The organism is Stenotrophomonas sp. SRS1, assembly GCF_026130205.1.
Classification (GTDB): Bacteria; Pseudomonadota; Gammaproteobacteria; order Xanthomonadales; family Xanthomonadaceae; genus Stenotrophomonas; species Stenotrophomonas rhizophila_B.
In genome coordinates, this window is sequence record NZ_JAINFD010000002.1 from 434022 (window position 1) to 451401 (window position 17380).

The 17380-nt window shown below is 66.0% G+C and carries 14 protein-coding genes and 1 tRNA gene; 7 read left to right on the forward strand and 8 right to left on the reverse strand.

All coding sequences use genetic code 11. The annotated features are described in order from the left end of the window. Positions 1-6: 6 nt before the first annotated feature. The 4 genes from K4043_RS07645 to K4043_RS07660 all read right to left on the reverse strand — a co-directional run bounded on the left by K4043_RS07645 (position 7) and on the right by K4043_RS07660 (position 4251). Positions 7-1524 carry a PH domain-containing protein gene (locus K4043_RS07645; protein WP_265308818.1) on the reverse strand — a complete coding sequence of 506 codons (1518 nt, stop codon included), beginning with the start codon at positions 1522-1524 and terminating at the stop codon, positions 7-9. Beyond that, positions 1521-1973: a PH domain-containing protein gene (locus K4043_RS07650; RefSeq protein ID WP_123730852.1), complete on the reverse strand. Its 453-nt coding sequence runs from the start codon at positions 1971-1973 to the stop codon at positions 1521-1523. The genes K4043_RS07645 and K4043_RS07650 overlap by 4 nt, the downstream gene beginning before the upstream one ends. A gap of 158 nt (positions 1974-2131) precedes the next feature. Beyond that, positions 2132-3265, reverse strand: coding sequence for a GTP cyclohydrolase II RibA (gene ribA / locus K4043_RS07655; protein WP_265308819.1), 1134 nt, complete (start codon positions 3263-3265; stop codon positions 2132-2134). Between the two features lie 68 nt (positions 3266-3333). Continuing rightward, positions 3334-4251, reverse strand: coding sequence for a lauroyl acyltransferase (locus K4043_RS07660; RefSeq protein ID WP_265308820.1), 918 nt, complete (start codon positions 4249-4251; stop codon positions 3334-3336). 85 nt (positions 4252-4336) lie between these two features. Here K4043_RS07660 and dtd point away from each other — a divergent pair, with 85 nt between their 5' ends. The 4 genes from dtd (at position 4337) to K4043_RS07680 (ending at position 8560) form a co-directional block, all read left to right on the forward strand. After that, positions 4337-4777: a D-aminoacyl-tRNA deacylase gene (gene dtd / locus K4043_RS07665; protein WP_265308821.1), complete on the forward strand. Its 441-nt coding sequence runs from the start codon at positions 4337-4339 to the stop codon at positions 4775-4777. A gap of 90 nt (positions 4778-4867) precedes the next feature. Then, positions 4868-6715, forward strand: coding sequence for an RNA polymerase sigma factor RpoD (gene rpoD, locus K4043_RS07670; protein WP_123730073.1), 1848 nt, complete (start codon positions 4868-4870; stop codon positions 6713-6715). Between the two features lie 312 nt (positions 6716-7027). Further along, positions 7028-8428: a type II toxin-antitoxin system HipA family toxin YjjJ gene (yjjJ, locus tag K4043_RS07675; RefSeq protein ID WP_265308823.1), complete on the forward strand. Its 1401-nt coding sequence runs from the start codon at positions 7028-7030 to the stop codon at positions 8426-8428. A gap of 56 nt (positions 8429-8484) precedes the next feature. Beyond that, a tRNA-Ile gene (locus K4043_RS07680) sits at positions 8485-8560 on the forward strand. A 7-nt stretch (positions 8561-8567) separates the two neighbouring features. Here the strand turns inward: K4043_RS07680 and K4043_RS07685 are convergent. Then, on the reverse strand, positions 8568-9902 hold the full coding sequence (locus K4043_RS07685; RefSeq protein ID WP_265308825.1) for a Fic family protein: 1335 nt from the start codon (positions 9900-9902) through the stop codon (positions 8568-8570). 267 nt (positions 9903-10169) lie between these two features. Then, positions 10170-10751 carry a hypothetical protein gene (locus tag K4043_RS07690; RefSeq protein WP_265308826.1) on the reverse strand — a complete coding sequence of 194 codons (582 nt, stop codon included), beginning with the start codon at positions 10749-10751 and terminating at the stop codon, positions 10170-10172. A gap of 184 nt (positions 10752-10935) precedes the next feature. Between K4043_RS07690 and K4043_RS07695 the strand changes: the two genes are divergently transcribed. Further along, a complete protein-coding gene (locus K4043_RS07695) occupies positions 10936-11991 on the forward strand; it encodes a DUF5694 domain-containing protein (RefSeq protein WP_265308827.1) in 1056 nt (351 codons plus the stop codon). Positions 11992-12023: 32 nt separating this feature from the next. Here K4043_RS07695 and K4043_RS07700 read toward each other — a convergent pair whose 3' ends face one another. After that, positions 12024-14225: a TonB-dependent receptor plug domain-containing protein gene (locus K4043_RS07700; protein ID WP_265308828.1), complete on the reverse strand. Its 2202-nt coding sequence runs from the start codon at positions 14223-14225 to the stop codon at positions 12024-12026. Positions 14226-14392: 167 nt separating this feature from the next. On the opposite strand from K4043_RS07700, the gene K4043_RS07705 reads away from it, so the two are divergent. Further along, the gene (locus K4043_RS07705; protein WP_265308830.1) at positions 14393-15214 is read left to right on the forward strand and encodes an AraC family transcriptional regulator; all 822 of its coding nucleotides are present in this window, start codon (positions 14393-14395) and stop codon (positions 15212-15214) included. Here the strand turns inward: K4043_RS07705 and K4043_RS07710 are convergent, their stop codons facing one another. Further along, positions 15215-15520, reverse strand: a complete 306-nt coding sequence (locus K4043_RS07710; protein ID WP_123730081.1) for a putative quinol monooxygenase — start codon at positions 15518-15520, stop codon at positions 15215-15217. It lies immediately after the preceding gene. Positions 15521-15765: 245 nt separating this feature from the next. Here K4043_RS07710 and K4043_RS07715 point away from each other — a divergent pair, with 245 nt between their 5' ends. Continuing rightward, positions 15766-17232, forward strand: a complete 1467-nt coding sequence (locus K4043_RS07715) for a SulP family inorganic anion transporter (RefSeq protein ID WP_265308832.1) — start codon at positions 15766-15768, stop codon at positions 17230-17232. Positions 17233-17380 lie beyond the last annotated feature (148 nt).

The following is a 17380-nucleotide window of genomic DNA, read 5'->3' on the forward strand; positions in this document are numbered from 1 at the left end:
TCTCTCCTACCAGCGCAGGCGACGCTTCGCCAACGCGCGGCCCAACTGTTCGTACACCGCACGCGCCTCCGCTTCCGGCAGGTACTGCAGCACCAGCGGCGTGCCCATGCCTGCACCCGCGGTATCCAGCCATACGCTGGCGGTGCCCAGCCGGCGGTCCAGCGGCGAGCGGGTCAGGCGCAGCGCCTGCAGCTTGTCCAGTTCGGCAAAGCGCCACCAGCGCTGCCACCAGCCGCCGCGCACGGCGACGTAGTCGTCATCCAGGTGATAGCCGATGCGCGCCATCTGCCGGTGCGCGCGGAACGCCGACCACGGCAGCCACAGCAGCAACACCGCGCCCCACGGCCCGCCGTACCAGATCGCCGCCGCCGTCAGCAACGGAACGATGCACAGCGCGGCCAGGCACAGCCGCCACCAGCCGCGCATCTGCACCGGCTGCCAGCGCGCTGGCGGCCACTGCAGGTGCGGCAGCAGATGCTGGACCAGCCCATCGCAGACGGCCGGCGTCGCCAGCGGCGCCAGCTCGCGCAGGTCACGCCGCTCACCTTCGCCGGGGTTGCCGGCAGCGATATCGATACGCAGTTGCCGGCGCTGGAACCAGCGCTGCAGCGCACTCTCGCGCAACGTCCAGGCCTGGATCCGGCGCCGCGCCACGCTGGTGCGCATGCGGGTCAGAAGCCCACTGGCCACGGTCAGCCGGCGCTCGTGCTCACTGAGCCGGAAGCCGTAATAGCGCAGCAGCGCGAGCACCACCGACAACACCCGCAGCATCACCCAGAAGCCCACCACGGCGACCACCGCGGCAATGGTCCACAGCCACATCCCGGGGTGCAGGTGGCTGGCATACCCGAAGGCCTGCCGACCGCCGGCCTCGATCACATCGGAGACGCTGCCACGCGGGAACAACTGCACCATCGCGCCCAGCACTGCCACCACCACGACCCAGCCGCGGTTGGACAGCAGGCCGATACGGACCACCTCGCCCGGGCTCAGGGCGAGCAGCACATCCTCGGCCGGTTCGGCCGCAGCGGCGTCGCCCTCGGCCGTGGCCGGCACTGCCTGACCGCGCTGGCGTACCAGGCGCTCCAGTGCCAGCGCCTGATCCAGTTTGAGCACCCGCATTTCCGCTTCGGGGCGATGGCCGCCGGCCGATTCCAGCTTCAGCTCGGCCACGCCGAACAGGCGGTGCAACGGGTTCTGGTGGACCACCACGTTGTGGATGCGGGCGAAGGGGATCTCGCGACGATTGCGCGCGAACACCCCGCTGCGCACGGTGATGGCCGACGCGCCGATCCGATAGCGATAGGTGAGGTACTGCAGCACCGAGTACGCGACCAGCGCCACCACGGCGATCACCGGGCCGAGTGACAGCCACAGCTCATCGCGGTCGCCGCGCTGGCCGAACACCACCAGCGCGATCAGCGGTATCAAGCCCTGACGCAACTGCATCAGCAGCACGAACAGCCATGACCAGGGATGCAGCCGCTGCTCCGGCGCGGCGTCAAGCGGCGGCGGGGTACTCACAGTGCGTCGTCGTCCTGGTCCAGCTGGTGCGCAAGGGTGTCGCGCAGGCGCTCGGCATCGGCGCTGTCCAGCCCACTGAGCGTGACCGCACTGAAGCGGCTGCCGGCGGTATGCACGACCAGCGTGCTCAAGCCGGCACTGCGTTCGATCGGGCCACGGCGCAGATCCAGGTGCTGCACGCGCGAGGTCGGTACACGGGTTTCGTTCTGCCAGAGCAGGTCGCGGCGCAAGCCAAGGCCCTGCGCATCCAGCCGCCAATACGTGCGGCGCTGGCGGCGGAACGCGAGGGCCGCACCGATCAGCGCGCCGAGCACGACCATGCCGGTTGCGCCCCACCAGCGTCCCGGCAGATCGAACACCACCCAGAGCGCGCCGAGCACGCCTCCCAGCAGGAGTGCGCCGGCGATCGCACCACCGAACGCGGCCAGCGAGGCCGAACGCAGGGGCATCGCCTGCCAGTCGGGGGCGGGCGGCAACAGCGGCAAGGGCGGCGGCACGGGAGTGTCGAGAAGTTCGGACAAGGCAAGGCGCTCGGCTGGAAAACGGACCGGGCGCATGCGTACAGGTGCAACCGCCCGTGGCGCAGACGGTAGCAGGTTGCCGTGGGCTATTGCGCGGCCTGGATCAGTGCGTCCACATCGAGCAGGTGGCCGGCGCGTTCGGCCTTGGTGCGCAGGTACTGCTCGTTCTCGGCGGTGATGTCGCCGGTGACCGGCACGCAGTCGACCACGTCGATGCCGGCATTGCGCAGGCGCTGGGCCTTGGTCGGGTTGTTGCTGAGCAGCTGCACACGGCTGACGCCCAGGCCCTGCAGCATCGCCACGGCACTGCCGTAGCGGCGCTCGTCGGCACCGAAGCCGAGCTGGGCATCGGCGTCGATCGTATCCAGGCCATCGTGCTGATAACCGTAGGCGCGCATCTTCGCGGCGATACCGGTGCCGCGGCCTTCCTGGTCCAGGTACAGCAGCACGCCGCCGCCGAGGTCCTTGAGCTTGCGCAGGCCGCGCCGCAGCTGGTCGCCGCAGTCGCACTTGAGCGAGCCGAACAGATCACCGGTCAGGCAGGAGGAGTGCACGCGAACCGGCACCACGGCGGACAGATCCGGGCTGCCCACGATGATGGCGACCTGGTCACGCTGGGCCACGCCGCCGCGGAACACCGCGAATTCGGTCATGCCGACCTCGCGCAGCGGCACCGGCGAGCGGGCCACCAGTTCATACGCATGCGCGGCCTGCTCGGCGCCCTGGCTCAGGTCGCACAACGAGACCTGCGCGCAGTCGTCGAAGCGGCGGTCATCGGTGGCGAGCAGCACGCCGACCATCGCCGGCAGCAGCAGGCCGAGGCGGGCGATTTCCACCGCGCCATCGTCCAGCGCTTCGCCACCGGTCCAGCCCGGGGGCATCGCACCGGGGTCGCGCAGGTAGCTGAGCGAGGGCAGGGCATCGAAGTCGATGCCGGCCAGCGGCACGCGCGCGCCCCGATCGGCGCTCACCCCGAGCACACGGGCGCGGGTGGCGGTGAGGAACAGGTAGTGGCGATCTTCCGCGGCCGCGGCAAAGGCGGTGAAGCTGGTGCGGGTACTGCTGTCCAGCGCGATGAAAGCCAGGCGCTGGCCCTGGCCATCGTCGATCACCACCGGGCGGCCGGCACGCAGTTCGGCCACCGCGCGCTCGCAACGGATCGCGGCCGGGTCGCCGAACAGGGAAGAAGCAGAGGACATGTCAGGGGCCGTGGGGGACATCGTGGTTTCCACAGTGGGGACGGATCGCGGCGATTCAATCGCACCAGCGGCGCGACGCTGCGTCGCAGTCAGTGCGGATGGTCCTCGGTGGCATAGGGATCGTCCTCGCCGCTCTGCGGTGGGCGCAGCGTATAGCGCTTGTAGGTCCACTGATACTGCGCCGGATCGCGCCGGGCGATGCGTTCGATCCCGGCATTGAGGGCGGTGGCCGCGGTGCGCGGGTCCGGATCGGCCACGGCCGGCGGGGTCGCTTCAATATGCAGGGCGAACTCCATGCCCGGGCCGATCCGCTCGCACCAGCCGTACAGCACGGTTGCGCCGGTGCGCTCGGCCAGCCGGTTGACCAGGGTCATGGTCAGCGCCTCCACCCCGAAGAAGGGGGCGAACACCCCGTCGCCGGCCTTGGGCTGCTGGTCGGGCAGGATGCCGGTGGCGCCGCCGTCCTTGAGGACCTTGAACAACTGGCGCACGGCCGGGCCCTCGGCGCGCACCTGCTGCACGTTGTCGCCGCCGCGGACCAGCTGCAGGAAGGCATCGCCCACTTCCTCATCCGGCGCCTTGTAGACGATCGCGATCGGCCCGCGCGAGGCCAGCCACTGGTTGAGCAGCTCCCAGTTGCCGTAATGCGGTGCCGCCACGATCACGCCTTTGCCGGCGGCCAGGGCGGCGTCGTACAGCGCCTCGCCGTGACGCTCGGTCAACCGCGCGAGATTGCGTTCGCGCGGCTGGGTCCACAGGCGCAGGGTCTCGATGGCCTGCAGCGCGGTCGAGCGCAGCACCTCGCGGTGGAGCACGGTGCGCTCGGCCTCGCCCATGTCGGGGTAGGCCAGCTCGAGGTTGCGGCGGGTGACGCGGCTCTCACGGGCATTGAGACGGATCCACAGCCAGGCCAGGACGGAGGCGAAGGCACGCAGCCAGGACCAGGGCAGGCGGGTGAACAGGGCAGCGGCGCGGTAGGCCAGGCGGGCAGTGGTGTGCGGTTTCATCACTGCAAAGTCTAGCCGCTGGCGGCCTGCCTGTCGGCGCGCGGGCACGTTAAGGTAGGCCGCCTTCAGTTGCGGAGCCTTGTCCATGCTTGTCCTGATCCAGCGCGTCAGCGAAGCCAGCGTCCGTGTCGAGGGGGCGGTCATCGGCCAGATCGGCTCCGGTCTGCTGGCCCTGGTGGGCATGGAACCGGGCGACAGCGAGGCCCAGATCGCCCGGATGGCCGATCGCCTGCTTGGTTACCGTGTGTTTGGCGATGAGGCCGGAAAGATGAACCGGTCCCTGCGTGATACCGGTGGCGGATTGCTGCTGGTCAGCCAATTCACCCTGGCGGCCGATACATCCAGTGGGATGCGGCCGGGCTTCAGTACCGCCGCGCCGCCGGCGGAGGCTGAACGCGGATTCAACCGGCTGGTCGATATCTGCAGACAAAAACACGCCCCGGGGGTGGAAACCGGCCAGTTTGGTGCCCATATGGTTGTCAGCCTGGTCAACGATGGTCCCGTGACCTTCCTGCTCAGACCCTAGCCCCCGGGACCACCGCCCGGGAACGCGGGGCGCCGGGCTGGTATAATGCTAGGTTCTATTCCCTCTCCCAGCCGGTGGCGCGAGCACTACATGGCCAACGAACGTCCTGCCCAGCAAAACGACATCAAGCTTCTGATCAGCAAGGGCCTGGAACAGGGCTACCTGACCTACGCCGAAGTCAATGACCATCTGCCCGACGACATCGTCGACCCGGAGCAGATCGAAGATATCATCGGCATGATCAACGGCATGGGCATTGATGTCCATGAAGTTGCGCCCGATGCAGAAACCCTGTTGCTCAACGATGGCAACACCGGCAACCGCGAAGTCGATGACACCGCGGCCGAAGAAGCTGCCGCCGCGCTGAGCGCGCTCGACACCGAAGGTGGCCGCACCACCGACCCGGTGCGCATGTACATGCGCGAAATGGGTACCGTCGAGCTGCTGACCCGCGAAGGCGAAATCGCCATCGCCAAGCGCATCGAAGAAGGTCTGGGCCAGGTCCAGGCCGCACTCGGTACCTTCCCGGTATCGGTGGAATCGCTGCTGGCCGACTACGACGCGCACAAGGAAGGCAAGAAGCGCCTGGCCGAAGTGATCGTCGGCTTCAACGATCTGGTCGAAGAAGTCCCGGCCCCGGCCGTGGCCGAAGACACCAGTGACGACGCTGACGACGACGCCGATGAAGAAGATGACGGCGACGACGTCGAGGAAGAGGCCGGCCCGACCGGTCCGGATCCGGAAGAAGTCGCGCGCCGCATGCAGGCCCTGAGCGATGCGTACACCGCGTTCAAGAAGGCCGCTGCCAAGGGCGACCGCAAGCCGCTGGCCAAGCTGCGCGACGACATGGCCGCCGTGTTCGTGACCCTGAAGCTGCCGTTGCCGCTGACCGATGTGCTGGTCAAGCAGCTGCGCGACGTCATGGCCTCGATCAAGTCCCACGAACGCCGCGTGCTGAACCTGGCGACCGTGACCGCGCGCATGCCGCGCAAGGACTTCATCCGCTCGTGGGAAGGCAACCAGACCAACCTGGAGTGGGTGGAAGACGCACTGAAGCGCAAGCAGAAGTGGTCCTCGGCCCTGCGTGACGTGAAGGATCAGATCATCTCCGAACAGCAGGCGACGATCGACATCGAGAAAACCACCTGGCTGGAACTGGACGAGCTGAAGGAAATCAGCCGCGCCATGGCCTACGGTGAAGCGCGTGCACGCAAGGCCAAGAAGGAAATGGTCGAAGCGAACCTGCGCCTGGTCATCTCGATCGCCAAGAAGTACACCAACCGCGGCCTGCAGTTCCTCGATCTGATCCAGGAAGGCAACATCGGCCTGATGAAGGCCGTGGACAAGTTCGAATACCGCCGTGGTTACAAGTTCTCCACGTATGCGACCTGGTGGATCCGCCAGGCCATCACCCGTTCGATCGCCGATCAGGCGCGCACCATCCGTATTCCGGTGCACATGATCGAAACGATCAACAAGTTGAACCGCATTTCCCGTCAGATGCTCCAGCAGTACGGCCGCGAGGCTACGCCGGAGGAGCTGGCCAAGGAAATGGACATGCCGGAAGACAAGATCCGCAAGGTGATGAAGATCGCCAAGGAGCCGATCTCGATGGAAACCCCGATCGGCGACGACGAGGATTCCCATCTGGGCGACTTCATCGAGGACACCAACGTGGAGTCCCCGATCGAGAACACCACCAACATCAACTTGTCTGAAACCGTGCGTGACGTGCTGGCCGGCCTCACCCCGAGGGAAGCCAAGGTGCTGCGCATGCGCTTCGGCATCGACATGAACACTGACCACACCCTCGAGGAAGTGGGCAAGCAGTTCGACGTCACCCGCGAGCGTATCCGCCAGATCGAAGCGAAGGCGCTGCGCAAGCTGCGTCATCCGAGCCGGTCCGAGCAGCTGCGCAGCTTCCTGGATATCGATTGATCGATTCCAGCGCACCGCGTTGAAACCCGACAGACCCCGCGCAAGCGGGGTTTGTTTTTTGGGGCGGGTGTCGCCGCGTGGTGTACTCGAGCCTAGCGGCGGCGCAGCGGATGGAGGGGTGTTCGACGGGGTTGGGATCGCTAGGCTGATTTGGTGATTTCGTTGCGTTTTTCGTAACTTAATTACGGATTTTTTCTCGGTGTTCTCCGGGGTGATGTTATTTCAATCAATGGCTTATATGGTTAATTGGGTTGCGCTTCGCCGAAGATTGCCGTATAGATTCGTAACTTAACTCGTCCCGAAACTTAGGCCATGGCCCGTCCTCGTACCGTCCAGCTCCAGACGCTGTTCGACAACCTGCCTGCTGGCGAGGTCGTCTCAGCTGCCGATCTCGTCGATCGCCTGGGGGTTACCCGGACAACGTTGAGTCGTCTTGTCGCCGAGGCCGGGGATCGCGTGGTGCGACTTGGCCGCACCCGCGCCACGGTCTATGCCATGCGCCAGCAGACCGCCGCGGGCAGCGAGTGGCCGCTGTTCCGTCTGCGCCCGGACGCCACCCTTGAAGAACTGGGCACAGTCGTGGCACTCACGGGCGAGACCTTCCACGTGACGACCAACGCCGCACGCCCCAATCTGACCCGTTCGCCAGCCGAGACCGTTGATGGCCACTTCCCGGGGCTGCCGTGGTACCTGGACGACCTGCGGCCACAGGGTTTTCTCGGGCGTACGTTCGCGCATCGTCGCGGGCGTGACCTGGGCGTCCCCGACGACCTCAATCGATGGCAATCGGGTGACACCCTACAGGCGCTGGTGCGTGCAGGCGGCACCGAGATCGGTGATCTCCTGCTGGGCGGCGATGCCGTGCAGATGGCGTTGCGCGCGCTCGACGCGCCTGGCGATCACGTCCTGGCCGGGCAGCGCGCGCGTCGTTATCCCGAGCGCGCCGCAGCGGCACTGGAAGGCGAAGACGTCGGATCGTCGCCGGGTGGCGAGCAACCGAAGTTCACTGCCACGGTGGAACATGAGGGAGGGCGCTATGCGGCGCTGGTGAAGTTCGCGCAGCCCACCGCAGGCGAGGCCGCAGAACGCTGGGCGGACCTGTTGGTCTGCGAGCACCTCGCCCTGCAGTGCCTGCGCGACGCCGGCGTGCCGGCAGCGGTGTCCGAGATACTCCAGACCGACACGCATACGTTCCTGGAGGTGCAGCGCTTCGACCGCACCGTCGACGTGCTGGGCCGGCGCGGCTTCGTCTCGCTGCTGGCGCTGTCCTCGGCCTTCGTCGGTGACGTGACCGTGGACTGGGGGACCGCCGCCGACGCGCTGCTGACGCAGGGCTGGGTCGATCGCGACGCGCAGGCCGCGATGGGAAGGCTGCACGCGTTCGGCCGGCTGATCGGCAACAGCGACATGCATCAGGGCAATCTGGGTTTCCACCTGGTTGATCGCGGCCCGCTGCCGTTGGCGCCCGCGTATGACATGTTGCCGATGTCACTGGCACCCTCGCGCACAGGGGTGCTGCGTGTGGCTGCGCCGCTTGCCTCCATCGCGCCGGAGCGCAGCGGCCAGCTCGCGCACCTGCACTGGGCAGCGCCGCTGGCGGCGGACTACTGGCAGCGCGTGGCGGGTTCGGCGCTGCTGCGCTTGGGCGGGCTGCGTGAGCTGGCTGCGGAGAATGCGCGTCGGGTGCAGGCGATGGGGCAGCGTTTTGGCTGATGTGAGGGTTGCAGTGGAAAGCGCCTGCGGGCCTCCACTACACTGTGCGGCCGCAAGGGCCTATAGCTCAACGGTTAGAGCAGAGGACTCATAATCCTTTGGTTCCAGGTTCGAGTCCTGGTGGGCCCACCAAAAAGCGCTACTGCTGCAGCATCGTCGCGATGTCTACTACCGGTACGAACTCATTTGCACGCCCGACCTTGTGCTTCTCCAGCAGGCCGGCGTCCACAAGGGCCGTCAAATCGCCCAATGCGGTCGGGTAGGAAATCTGATGGGCAGCTTGGTGGGTCGCCACGGTGTACCCCCGATCTGGATCCTTGATGGCATTCGCGAGAATCGCCCGCTGTCTGTGATTGAGCTCGATGCCGGCCACCTGCGCCTTGCGTAGCACTCGGCGCGCTGCCCTGTCCTGCTCGCTCTTGCTTAGGATGTACCGGTGCAGAGCGGTGATCGACTGTTCAATCGCATCCAGCTGCTGTGCGACGAAGTACGTCATATCAACATCGTCATGCTCGGTGTACAGATACGCGCGCATGTAGTTGCCGGGGGACTTTCTGAGCACGCTGGAGATGGAGAGGTACTCCGTCAGCCAGTAACCTGCATTCATCATTGCCCAATAGAAGAGAACGCGTGCGGTGCGTCCATTTCCATCGTAGAAGGGGTGGTCATATCCGATCTGGAAGTGAATCGCGATGGCGCGGATCACCGGATGTACGAACGGCTCGTCGTCCTGGCTGTTGGCAAAGTCGCACAGACGTTGCAAGCGTTCGCGCGCTTCCCGTGCAGGCGGTGGCGTGTGAAGCACGGTGTCCGATCCACGGTCGAAGATCAGTACGTTGTCCTCTGCGGTCCGCAGCCGGCCGCAGTGCTCCTCGGACTCGAGTGTGCCGTCGGTGAGCATCGCATGCAGTTCGAGAATTTCATCGACGGTGAAGGGGCGCTTGCCGCGCTCACGGATCGCCTTCATCGTGATGTAGTTGTTGTAGATCATCCGCTCGCTTTGGTCGCGAGGTTGTCGACCCGTGCTGAGCATCTCCTTGGCCACCACTCGCGTGGTCGCAGCACCCTCGAGTTGGGAGGATGTCATGGACTCCTCGATCAACGAGCGCATGAGGAAACGACCCTGCCCACCAGAGCGTTCCATGCCCTGGATGGCACCGGCCGCTTCGCGGTCAATGAAGTGAAGGCGCTTCTGGAGGGTGTCGGTAATGGACACCGAGAAGTTCACGGCATGCTTATCGAGCAGTGGCAGGTTGCGTTTCAATCCCAGCCTGGCCAACTTGATGCTGGCCCACCAGGTGCGCGAGGTCAGCCCCTCAGGCGGGGTTTTGTGCCGGAGCCTGTCCCAGTGAATGTACTCTCCATTGACCTCGGCAGAGGTTTTGCCGGACATGATGATGCCGAGGAAGCCGGGGTGCTGGGCTGCCTCTTCCATGATTTCGTTCAGCTTTGGCGGGTCTACCGGGATCTTCATGGATGCTAACTATAAAGTTTGTATAAGTTTTATAGCAAACTGGGTTTCAGGGCAAAGGGCTCTTTGCAGGCGCATCGGGCCTGACTTGCAGCCATACCTGTTCAGATTCAATGGGTTCAGACACAAGAGGGGTGCTCTATTGCCCCCAGGGGTGCGCGGCGATGCTTCTTCTGGCTCGTCCAGTTGTGATCTGGGCGTCAGGCTTATAGGTAACTGGGCCGCTGCGCCAGCATGACGGAACGGCCGCCGCCTCACTCCTCGTATCATTCAACGCAACAACGATGGCGCCTGGTCAATCCGCCACGCGCCATTCAACGCAAGCACCACTGCGAACTTCCCGCATAGCAGCACGTCGGCTTCATTGTCCGCGCGCACGCAGCGATCAGCCCCCGGCAGCATCAGCACCTCGACCTCGCCGATGAAGTCATGCCGCTCATGGTGCTGGCCACGCACCATCACGCGATACGGTCCGCGAAGCGTGTGCACCACCGGGCGACGGCCCGCGGCCTGTGCCGCCCCTGCAAGATCAATCGCGTTCCCGCGGGGCATGCGCCAAACGATGCGCTCGGGCTGACCGAACCACTCCAATGCCCTCACCTCGCGGGTCTGAAGGGCCCGCGTGGGCGGCATGCGGCGCACTGCGGCCGCGGCCCGCTGGCTGCGCAGTGCGGTCCACAGCATGCTGCCCACGATGAACAACCCGGCGGCCATGATGTAAACGAACACCAGGCCGAACCACGGCGAACTGTTGGGAATGCCGAACAGCATGGCAAGTAAGACGAGCAGCAGTGCCCATCTGATCCATTCGCGCGAGTCCTTTCCCGTTGTCACATTCGCTTCCTTGAGCACGGTCTGCAGGCGCGCAGACCGTGGAATTCTGACACTGGTGGAAGCGCAATGCATTGCAGGGGGCGGAACGCGCATCAACGCAGCCCTCTTCGCCGTCGTCGTTGGTCACCCTGCCATTGGGCAGGTGCCCCCGCGCAGGTGCAGTGCTAAAACATCCAGCAACACCCCGCTCAGGCTCTGGATGATGAAGCAACGCTACTCAACGCTGTCGGCCTGCCTGACGCTTCTGCTGCCCACGGTCGCGTACGCCGGTGTCGACCTCGCCTCGCTCGACAAGGAGATGGTCGGCCCGCGCACCGAGATTCTCGTGCTGGGCAGCATCCACCTGAGCGAGCACGAGGCCTTCGATCCCAAGGCACTGGATCCACTGCTGGACAGGCTGGCGGCGTTCAAGCCCGGCTACATCACCATCGAAGCCATCAGTGGTGAGCAGTGCGATCTGGCCAAGCGTCATGCAACGGTCTACGGCGATGATTACTGTGCCAGCACGGAGACGGCGAAAGCGGCCACGGGACTGGAGGTGCCGACCGCGCTCGTGCAGGTCAACACGACGTTGGCGGCGTGGCCGGCTGCCCCCACCGCCGGGCAACGCCGCCAACTCGCGGCGCTGTTCCTCGCCGCTGGCGAGCGAGCGTCTGCCTATGTGCAATGGCTGCAGCTGCCCGTGGCCGAGCGACGGGCAGGTGATGGGCTGGACGAGAGCCTGGTCGAACTGCTCAAGCAGCTTGGCACCCGCAAGAACGAGAGCTATCAGGTCGCCGCAGTGCTCGCGGCGCGACTCGGCCAGCAGCGTGTGTACGCCATCGATGATCACACCGGTGATAACCACCAGATTGCGGATCGCAAGGCGTTCGGCACGGCGCTCCAGCAGGCGTGGAGCACCTATGGACCTGCGCTGGATGCCATGACCGAACGCGAAGCGGCCTTCATCGCCTCCAACGACGTGCTCGGGCTGTATCGCAGCGTCAACGATCCTGCGGCGCTGCAGGTGCTCGCCGAGTCGAATGTGAGCCAGACACTGGCTGCCGTATCGCCGCAGCACTATCCCCAGATCTGGGTGCAGGGCTGGGAGATCCGCAATCTGCGCATGGTCGCCAACATTCTCGAGGTCGTGCGTGACCACCCCGGTTCCCGCGTCCTCTCCATCGTCGGCGCGTCTCACAAGCCGTGGTTCGACGGTTGGCTGGGGCAGATCTCCGGGGTGGATATGGTGGATGCACAGGACGTACTCAAGGAATAGAGGGCGCCGCTCGTGGCACCCTCCATGCTGCCTCAGAAACGATAGCCTACCTCCGCACCGACGATGCGCGGCCGGTCGATGGGGCCGTAGTAGTTGCCGTCGCGCCCGAACGCCAGGTTGTCGAAGATCAACCCGTTGATGCGCCGCTTGTTGGTCAGGTTGTCGACGTACACGCGGGTGCTCCACGGTCCGGTTTCATAGCCGAACTGCACGCCGAGGATGGCGACCGCCGGTTGGTAGGCACGATTGCGTTCGTCCAGCGCCATGCGGCCATTGAACGAAGACTCCACACGCGCGAACAGCCCGGAGCGGTGCTGGTAGCGTGCGGCAAGATACGCCGTGTACTGCGGAGTGAGTTTGACGTCGTTGCCGGCCAGGCTTTCATTCGCGCCGACGAACAGCTTGCGGTACTCGGCGTCGACGTAACCCGCATTTGCCATCAGCGTCAGGCCCGGCAGGACCTCCAGCGCGCCTTCCAGCTCGACACCGCGCGAGCGGATGGACGCATCCGAGCCAACATAGTCCGAGGAGATCGGACGGCCGTTGGCATCGGTGGCCAGCTGGATTTCCTGCCAGTTGTCCGAGGTGATGTGGAACACCGCGCCACCGATATGCCCGCGCCCGTTGAGCACGTTCATCTTGAAGCCGAGCTCATGGCTCCACATCATTTCCGATTCGTAGCGCAGCACTTTGTCGTTGACCACGTCACTCTGCGCGGCCGCCAGGTTGAAGCCGCCCGGAATGTAGCCCTTGGCGGATGCGGCGTAGAACGAGAGCGTGTCGCTGGCGTCGTAGCGCAGTGACACGCGCGGCAGTGTGGCAGTGAAGGTGTGTGCGAGTTCGGCGTCGCGATAGAACACCAGCCCGCCCGGGCCAAGGTCGAGCGTGCCTTCGCGCTGGCGTGTGGAACGCCTGGCCTGCTCATGGCGCAGGCCGAGACTGGCGGTCAGTTTCGGCAGCGAGGGTGGGGTGTAGCTGGCGGTGCCGAACACGCTGTAGTCCTGCCCATCCGAGCCCTGCAGCGGGGCGAGGTCATAGCTGCCCAAGCCGCGCAAGGGCGGGCCGACCAGCGTGCCCAGAATGGAGTCCTTGTGGTGCCGGTAGGTGGAAACGCCGGCGATGTAGGTGAGCGCCTGATCGCTGGGGGAGCTGAAGCGCAGTTCGCCGTTCCAGCTGTGCTGCTTGTCGTAGATGCGGCCTGCCAACGCGGGCGTGGCGGTCATATCGAAGTCGTAGCCGGCGGAGGTGTCCTCCTCTTGGCGGTAGGACAGTGCCGCGTCCAGCGTGCCACCGGACAATTGCCATTGCGCGCTGGTCCCGGCCACGGTTTCATTCTTGGTGGTGCGCTTGGGCGCATCGTTGATGTAAGTGAAGTCACCAGTACGACGGCCGCCGTTGAAGAGATCGCCGTAGGTACGGTTATACAGGCCGACATCCAGCGGCAGATATTCGTACTCGAACATCCCGGGTGCACGCGTGCCCAGGTGATAGGCGATCGCGTTGATGGCCAGCGTATCGGTCGGTTCCCAGCGCAGCTTGCCCTGCAGATAGGTTTCCTTGACCTTGCCCTTGACACCGTTGAAGGGCGTGAGGTTCTTGAGGTGGCTGTCTTCGTCCGAGGCCATGAACGCCACCGAGCCGGACAACCGGTCACTGTTGCCCAGCGCGCCGCCGAGGAAGCCATCCACGCTGCTGCCATGGCCGTTGCCGAAGGAGGTCAGCCCGACATTCACCTCACCTTCGGTCGTCGCCGACGGTGCGCGCGTACGCACCAGCACCAGGCCGGACTCGCTGTTCGCCCCGTACAGCGTGCCCTGCGGCCCGCGCAGGATCTCCACCGACTCCACATGGTTCAACACCGCGTTGCTCAACTCGCGGAACGGAATGCCATCGATATAGACCGAGGCCCGGTTGACCAGAAACGGGTTGGACTCGATGCCGCGGATGGAGATGAACATGTCGCTGAGCTGGCCCATCACGTTGAACTTCACGTTGGGGGCCAGCTTGTCCAGGTCGCGGAACTCGGTGACGTGCGCTTCCTTGAGCGCTTCGCGGTTGAGCACGGTGACCGACATGTCGCTCTTGAGGTACGGGGTATCGCGTTTGCTGCCGGTCACTACGATGCCGTCCAGCTCGGTGGCCTTGGCGGCCGGGGTGGACTGGGCCCGGGCGGGTGCACTGGGCAGCAACTGAAGCGCGGCGAGCACGGCGCCGGCAAGTACAGCGTGGTTCACGAGGAGCCTCTGGGGGTGGTGGCGCGCACCACGGTGATGGGGAAGAATCGCCAATGTTATTGTGTAACAATCAGGTGCCGCTGCTCCATTTCCGGAGCGGCCGCTCCAGAACGGGACACCCGATGACCTGCGCCTCTGCCTCACCAACGACTGCCGTGGCTGCACGCGTGGCGGCCGAAAGTGGCGGTCCGCTGGACGCGTGCGTTGGCAATGCCGACGGCTCGGTGCTGATGCTCCGCCATACGTTCGCCGCGGCGCAGGGCGCGATGGGCGAGGGCAGTGCGTTGCGCATCGGGCTGCTCACTGGCGGCGGCGGCGCCCTGTATCAGCGCACGGCGCTCGGACGCATCGCGCAGCCCTGGCGCGCAGGCGCGTTCAATGTGGTGCTGCCGGACTGCCCAGGCGAATTCCGCAGCCCAGCGCTGGCGCTGCTGGGCTTGGCCATCGACGCGCGGCATCTGCAGGGGCACGACGTGCGCTTGGAGCAGCTGCATCGCGCAGCATCGACGCTGCAGGAGGACCCGGTGATCGCCTCGGTGATGGGGGCACTATGGCACTGCGCTGAAGCGCATGCAGGCTCAGCCGCGTTCTTCGAGCACGGTATCGATCTGGTCATGACGCGGCTGGCAGGACTCCCGGTTGCGGCGCCCGCGACGCGACGCGCGTTGTCGCCGGTGCACGTCAAGCGCGTTCAGGCCCTGATCGAGGCCCATCTCGGCGATGACCTTGGCGTTACCCGCATGGCGCAGGAAGTCGGTCAGGAGGCCAGTGGATTCAGTCGCGGCTTCCGGCTGGCGACCGGCATGACGCCCTACGCGTACCTCACCTGGCGCCGGATGGAGGCCGCCAAGCCGAGGCTGCTGGCAGGCCACAGCGTCACCGAGGTCGCCTTGGCGATGGGCTATGCCAACCCTGGCAAGTTCGCGGCGGCGTTCCGAAGGGTGACCGGGCAGGCGCCGTCGCGATGGGCAGGCAATGCCACGCGGTGATCAGGGCTGCGCCGCGCCAGTGTCCAGGCCGCCCACCGGTTCGGTCTCGAACCGCTCGCCGAACCCCGTGATCATCGGCCGCGCTTTCGCGATCGCCGCCTGGACAGACGGCAGTGTCAGCGAGGCACGGTGCAGTTCCTGGCTGTCCCAGACCTCGGTGATCCAGATTGCCTCCGCCGCGGTCGGGTCTCGCGCCACTACGTAGCTGCGGCAGCCCGGCATTGCGCTGGTGCCCTCCAGCAGGATCGCGATGACGGCGTCGCGCTGGCCGGGCGCGGTCAACATCTTGCCGATCAAACCGTACATGGGCGCGTTCCGGGGCAGGGGGGGTGCCCGCATCCTGCGCGCCGCCGCCACGGCCGGTCAATGGCCGCCGGTTTGAGGCCCCCGTCGCCCTGCGGTATCCTGCGCGCCCCTCCTGCTCCGGCCGCCGTGTGATGACGCCACCCTGATACCGCGTTGACGACGCGCCGGCCCTTGCGCTGGCTCAGGGAGTGCTTGTCTTCATCACACAACGCGCCGTGCGCATCGCCGGTGCGTGGAGTCTGTCCATGTCTGTGTCCTATCCGCTGCGCCAGCAATGGCTCGGCAACATCCGCGGTGATCTGCTGTCCGGCGCCGTGGTCGCCCTCGCGCTGATCCCCGAGGCGATCGCCTTTTCCATCATTGCCGGGGTCGACCCCAAGGTCGGCCTATACGCCTCGTTCTGCATCGCGGTGGTCACCGCCATCGCCGGTGGCCGGCCGGGCATGATCTCCGCGGCCACCGGCGCGATGGCGCTGGTGATGGTCGATCTGGTCCGCGACCACGGCCTGCAGTACCTGTTGGCCGCCACGATCCTGGCCGGACTGCTGCAGATCGTCGCGGGCACGCTCAAGCTCGGTGCACTCATGCGCTTCGTTTCGCGCTCGGTGATCACCGGCTTCGTCAACGCACTGGCCATCCTGATTTTCCTGGCGCAGTTGCCCGAGCTGATCGGGATGCCATGGACGGTGTACGCCGTGTGCGCGGCCGGCCTGGCGATCATCTATCTGCTGCCGCTGCTGACCCGGGCGGTGCCCTCACCGCTGGTGGCGATAGTGGTGCTCACCGGGCTGTCGATCTGGCTTGGCCTGGACATCCGCACCGTCGGCGACATGGGTGCGCTGCCGGACAGCCTGCCGACCTTCCTGCTGCCGGATGTGCCGCTCACCTGGGAGACGCTGCGCATCCTGTTGCCGGTCTCGGCCACGCTGGCGGTAGTCGGTCTGCTGGAATCGATGATGACCGCGCAGATCGTGGAAGACATGACTGACACCCCCAGCCAGCGCAACCGCGAGTGCGCCGGGCAGGGCCTGGCCAACATCACCGCCGGGCTGTTCGGCGGCATGGGTGGCTGCGCGATGATCGGGCAGTCGGTGATCAACGTGTCCTCCGGCGGGCGTGGCCGGTTGTCCTGTCTGGTGGCGGGTGTGCTGTTGCTGCTGCTGGTGGTCTACGGCGCGGACTGGGTCCGGCAGATTCCGATGGCCGCCCTGGTCGCGGTGATGATCATGGTCAGCATCGGCACCTTCCACTGGCGCTCGTTCGCCGAGTTCCGGCTGCACCCGAAAAGCTCCTCGGTGGTGATGCTGGGCACGGTGGTTGTGACCGTGGCCACCCACGATCTGGCCAAGGGGGTGCTGACCGGGGTGCTGCTGTCGGCGCTGTTCTTCGCCCGCAAGGTGGGCCGGATGCTGGACATCGCCGAAGCCAACACGGCCGACGGTACCCGTGTCTACACAGTCAGCGGGCAGGTGTTCTTCGCCTCGGCCGGGCAGTTCGCGGCGGCCTTCGATCTGCTGCACGTGCCCGCGCGCGTGGTGATCGATCTGACCGAGGCGCACTTCTGGGACCTCAGCGCGGTGGGTGCGCTGGAGCGGGTGACCGGCAAACTGCGTGCACGCGGAGCGCAGGTGGAGGTGGTCGGACTCAACGCGGCCAGCCAGACACTGGTGGAGCGGCTGGGGCGGGGCGATGCCTCTGCCGGCGGACACTGAACACGGTCAGAAAGCCGTGCTAAACATCGTGGGCCTATCGCCGTTATCCAACTGAGTCCCTTCTCTGGGCGGGCACCGTCGCGGTGCCTGCAGGCGGCATCTTCACAGGGCGGGACGGTGGCATCGATCCCCGATCTCCGCTGGCCGC

Excerpts from the sequence above, each read along its gene's own strand:
- dtd (WP_265308821.1), top strand. The coding sequence starts at position 4,337 with ATGCTTGTCCTGATCCAGCGCGTCAGCGAAGCCAGCGTCCGTGTCGAG.
- ribA (WP_265308819.1), bottom strand. The coding sequence starts at position 3,265 with ATGTCCCCCACGGCCCCTGACATGTCCTCTGCTTCTTCCCTGTTCGGC.
- K4043_RS07710 (WP_123730081.1), bottom strand. The coding sequence starts at position 15,520 with ATGTACGGTTTGATCGGCAAGATGTTGACCGCGCCCGGCCAGCGCGAC.
- K4043_RS07685 (WP_265308825.1), bottom strand. The coding sequence starts at position 9,902 with ATGAAGATCCCGGTAGACCCGCCAAAGCTGAACGAAATCATGGAAGAG.
- K4043_RS07650 (WP_123730852.1), bottom strand. The coding sequence starts at position 1,973 with ATGCCCCTGCGTTCGGCCTCGCTGGCCGCGTTCGGTGGTGCGATCGCC.
- K4043_RS07715 (WP_265308832.1), top strand. The coding sequence starts at position 15,766 with ATGTCTGTGTCCTATCCGCTGCGCCAGCAATGGCTCGGCAACATCCGC.
- yjjJ (WP_265308823.1), top strand. The coding sequence starts at position 7,028 with ATGGCCCGTCCTCGTACCGTCCAGCTCCAGACGCTGTTCGACAACCTG.
- K4043_RS07695 (WP_265308827.1), top strand. The coding sequence starts at position 10,936 with ATGAAGCAACGCTACTCAACGCTGTCGGCCTGCCTGACGCTTCTGCTG.
- K4043_RS07660 (WP_265308820.1), bottom strand. The coding sequence starts at position 4,251 with ATGAAACCGCACACCACTGCCCGCCTGGCCTACCGCGCCGCTGCCCTG.
- rpoD (WP_123730073.1), top strand. The coding sequence starts at position 4,868 with ATGGCCAACGAACGTCCTGCCCAGCAAAACGACATCAAGCTTCTGATC.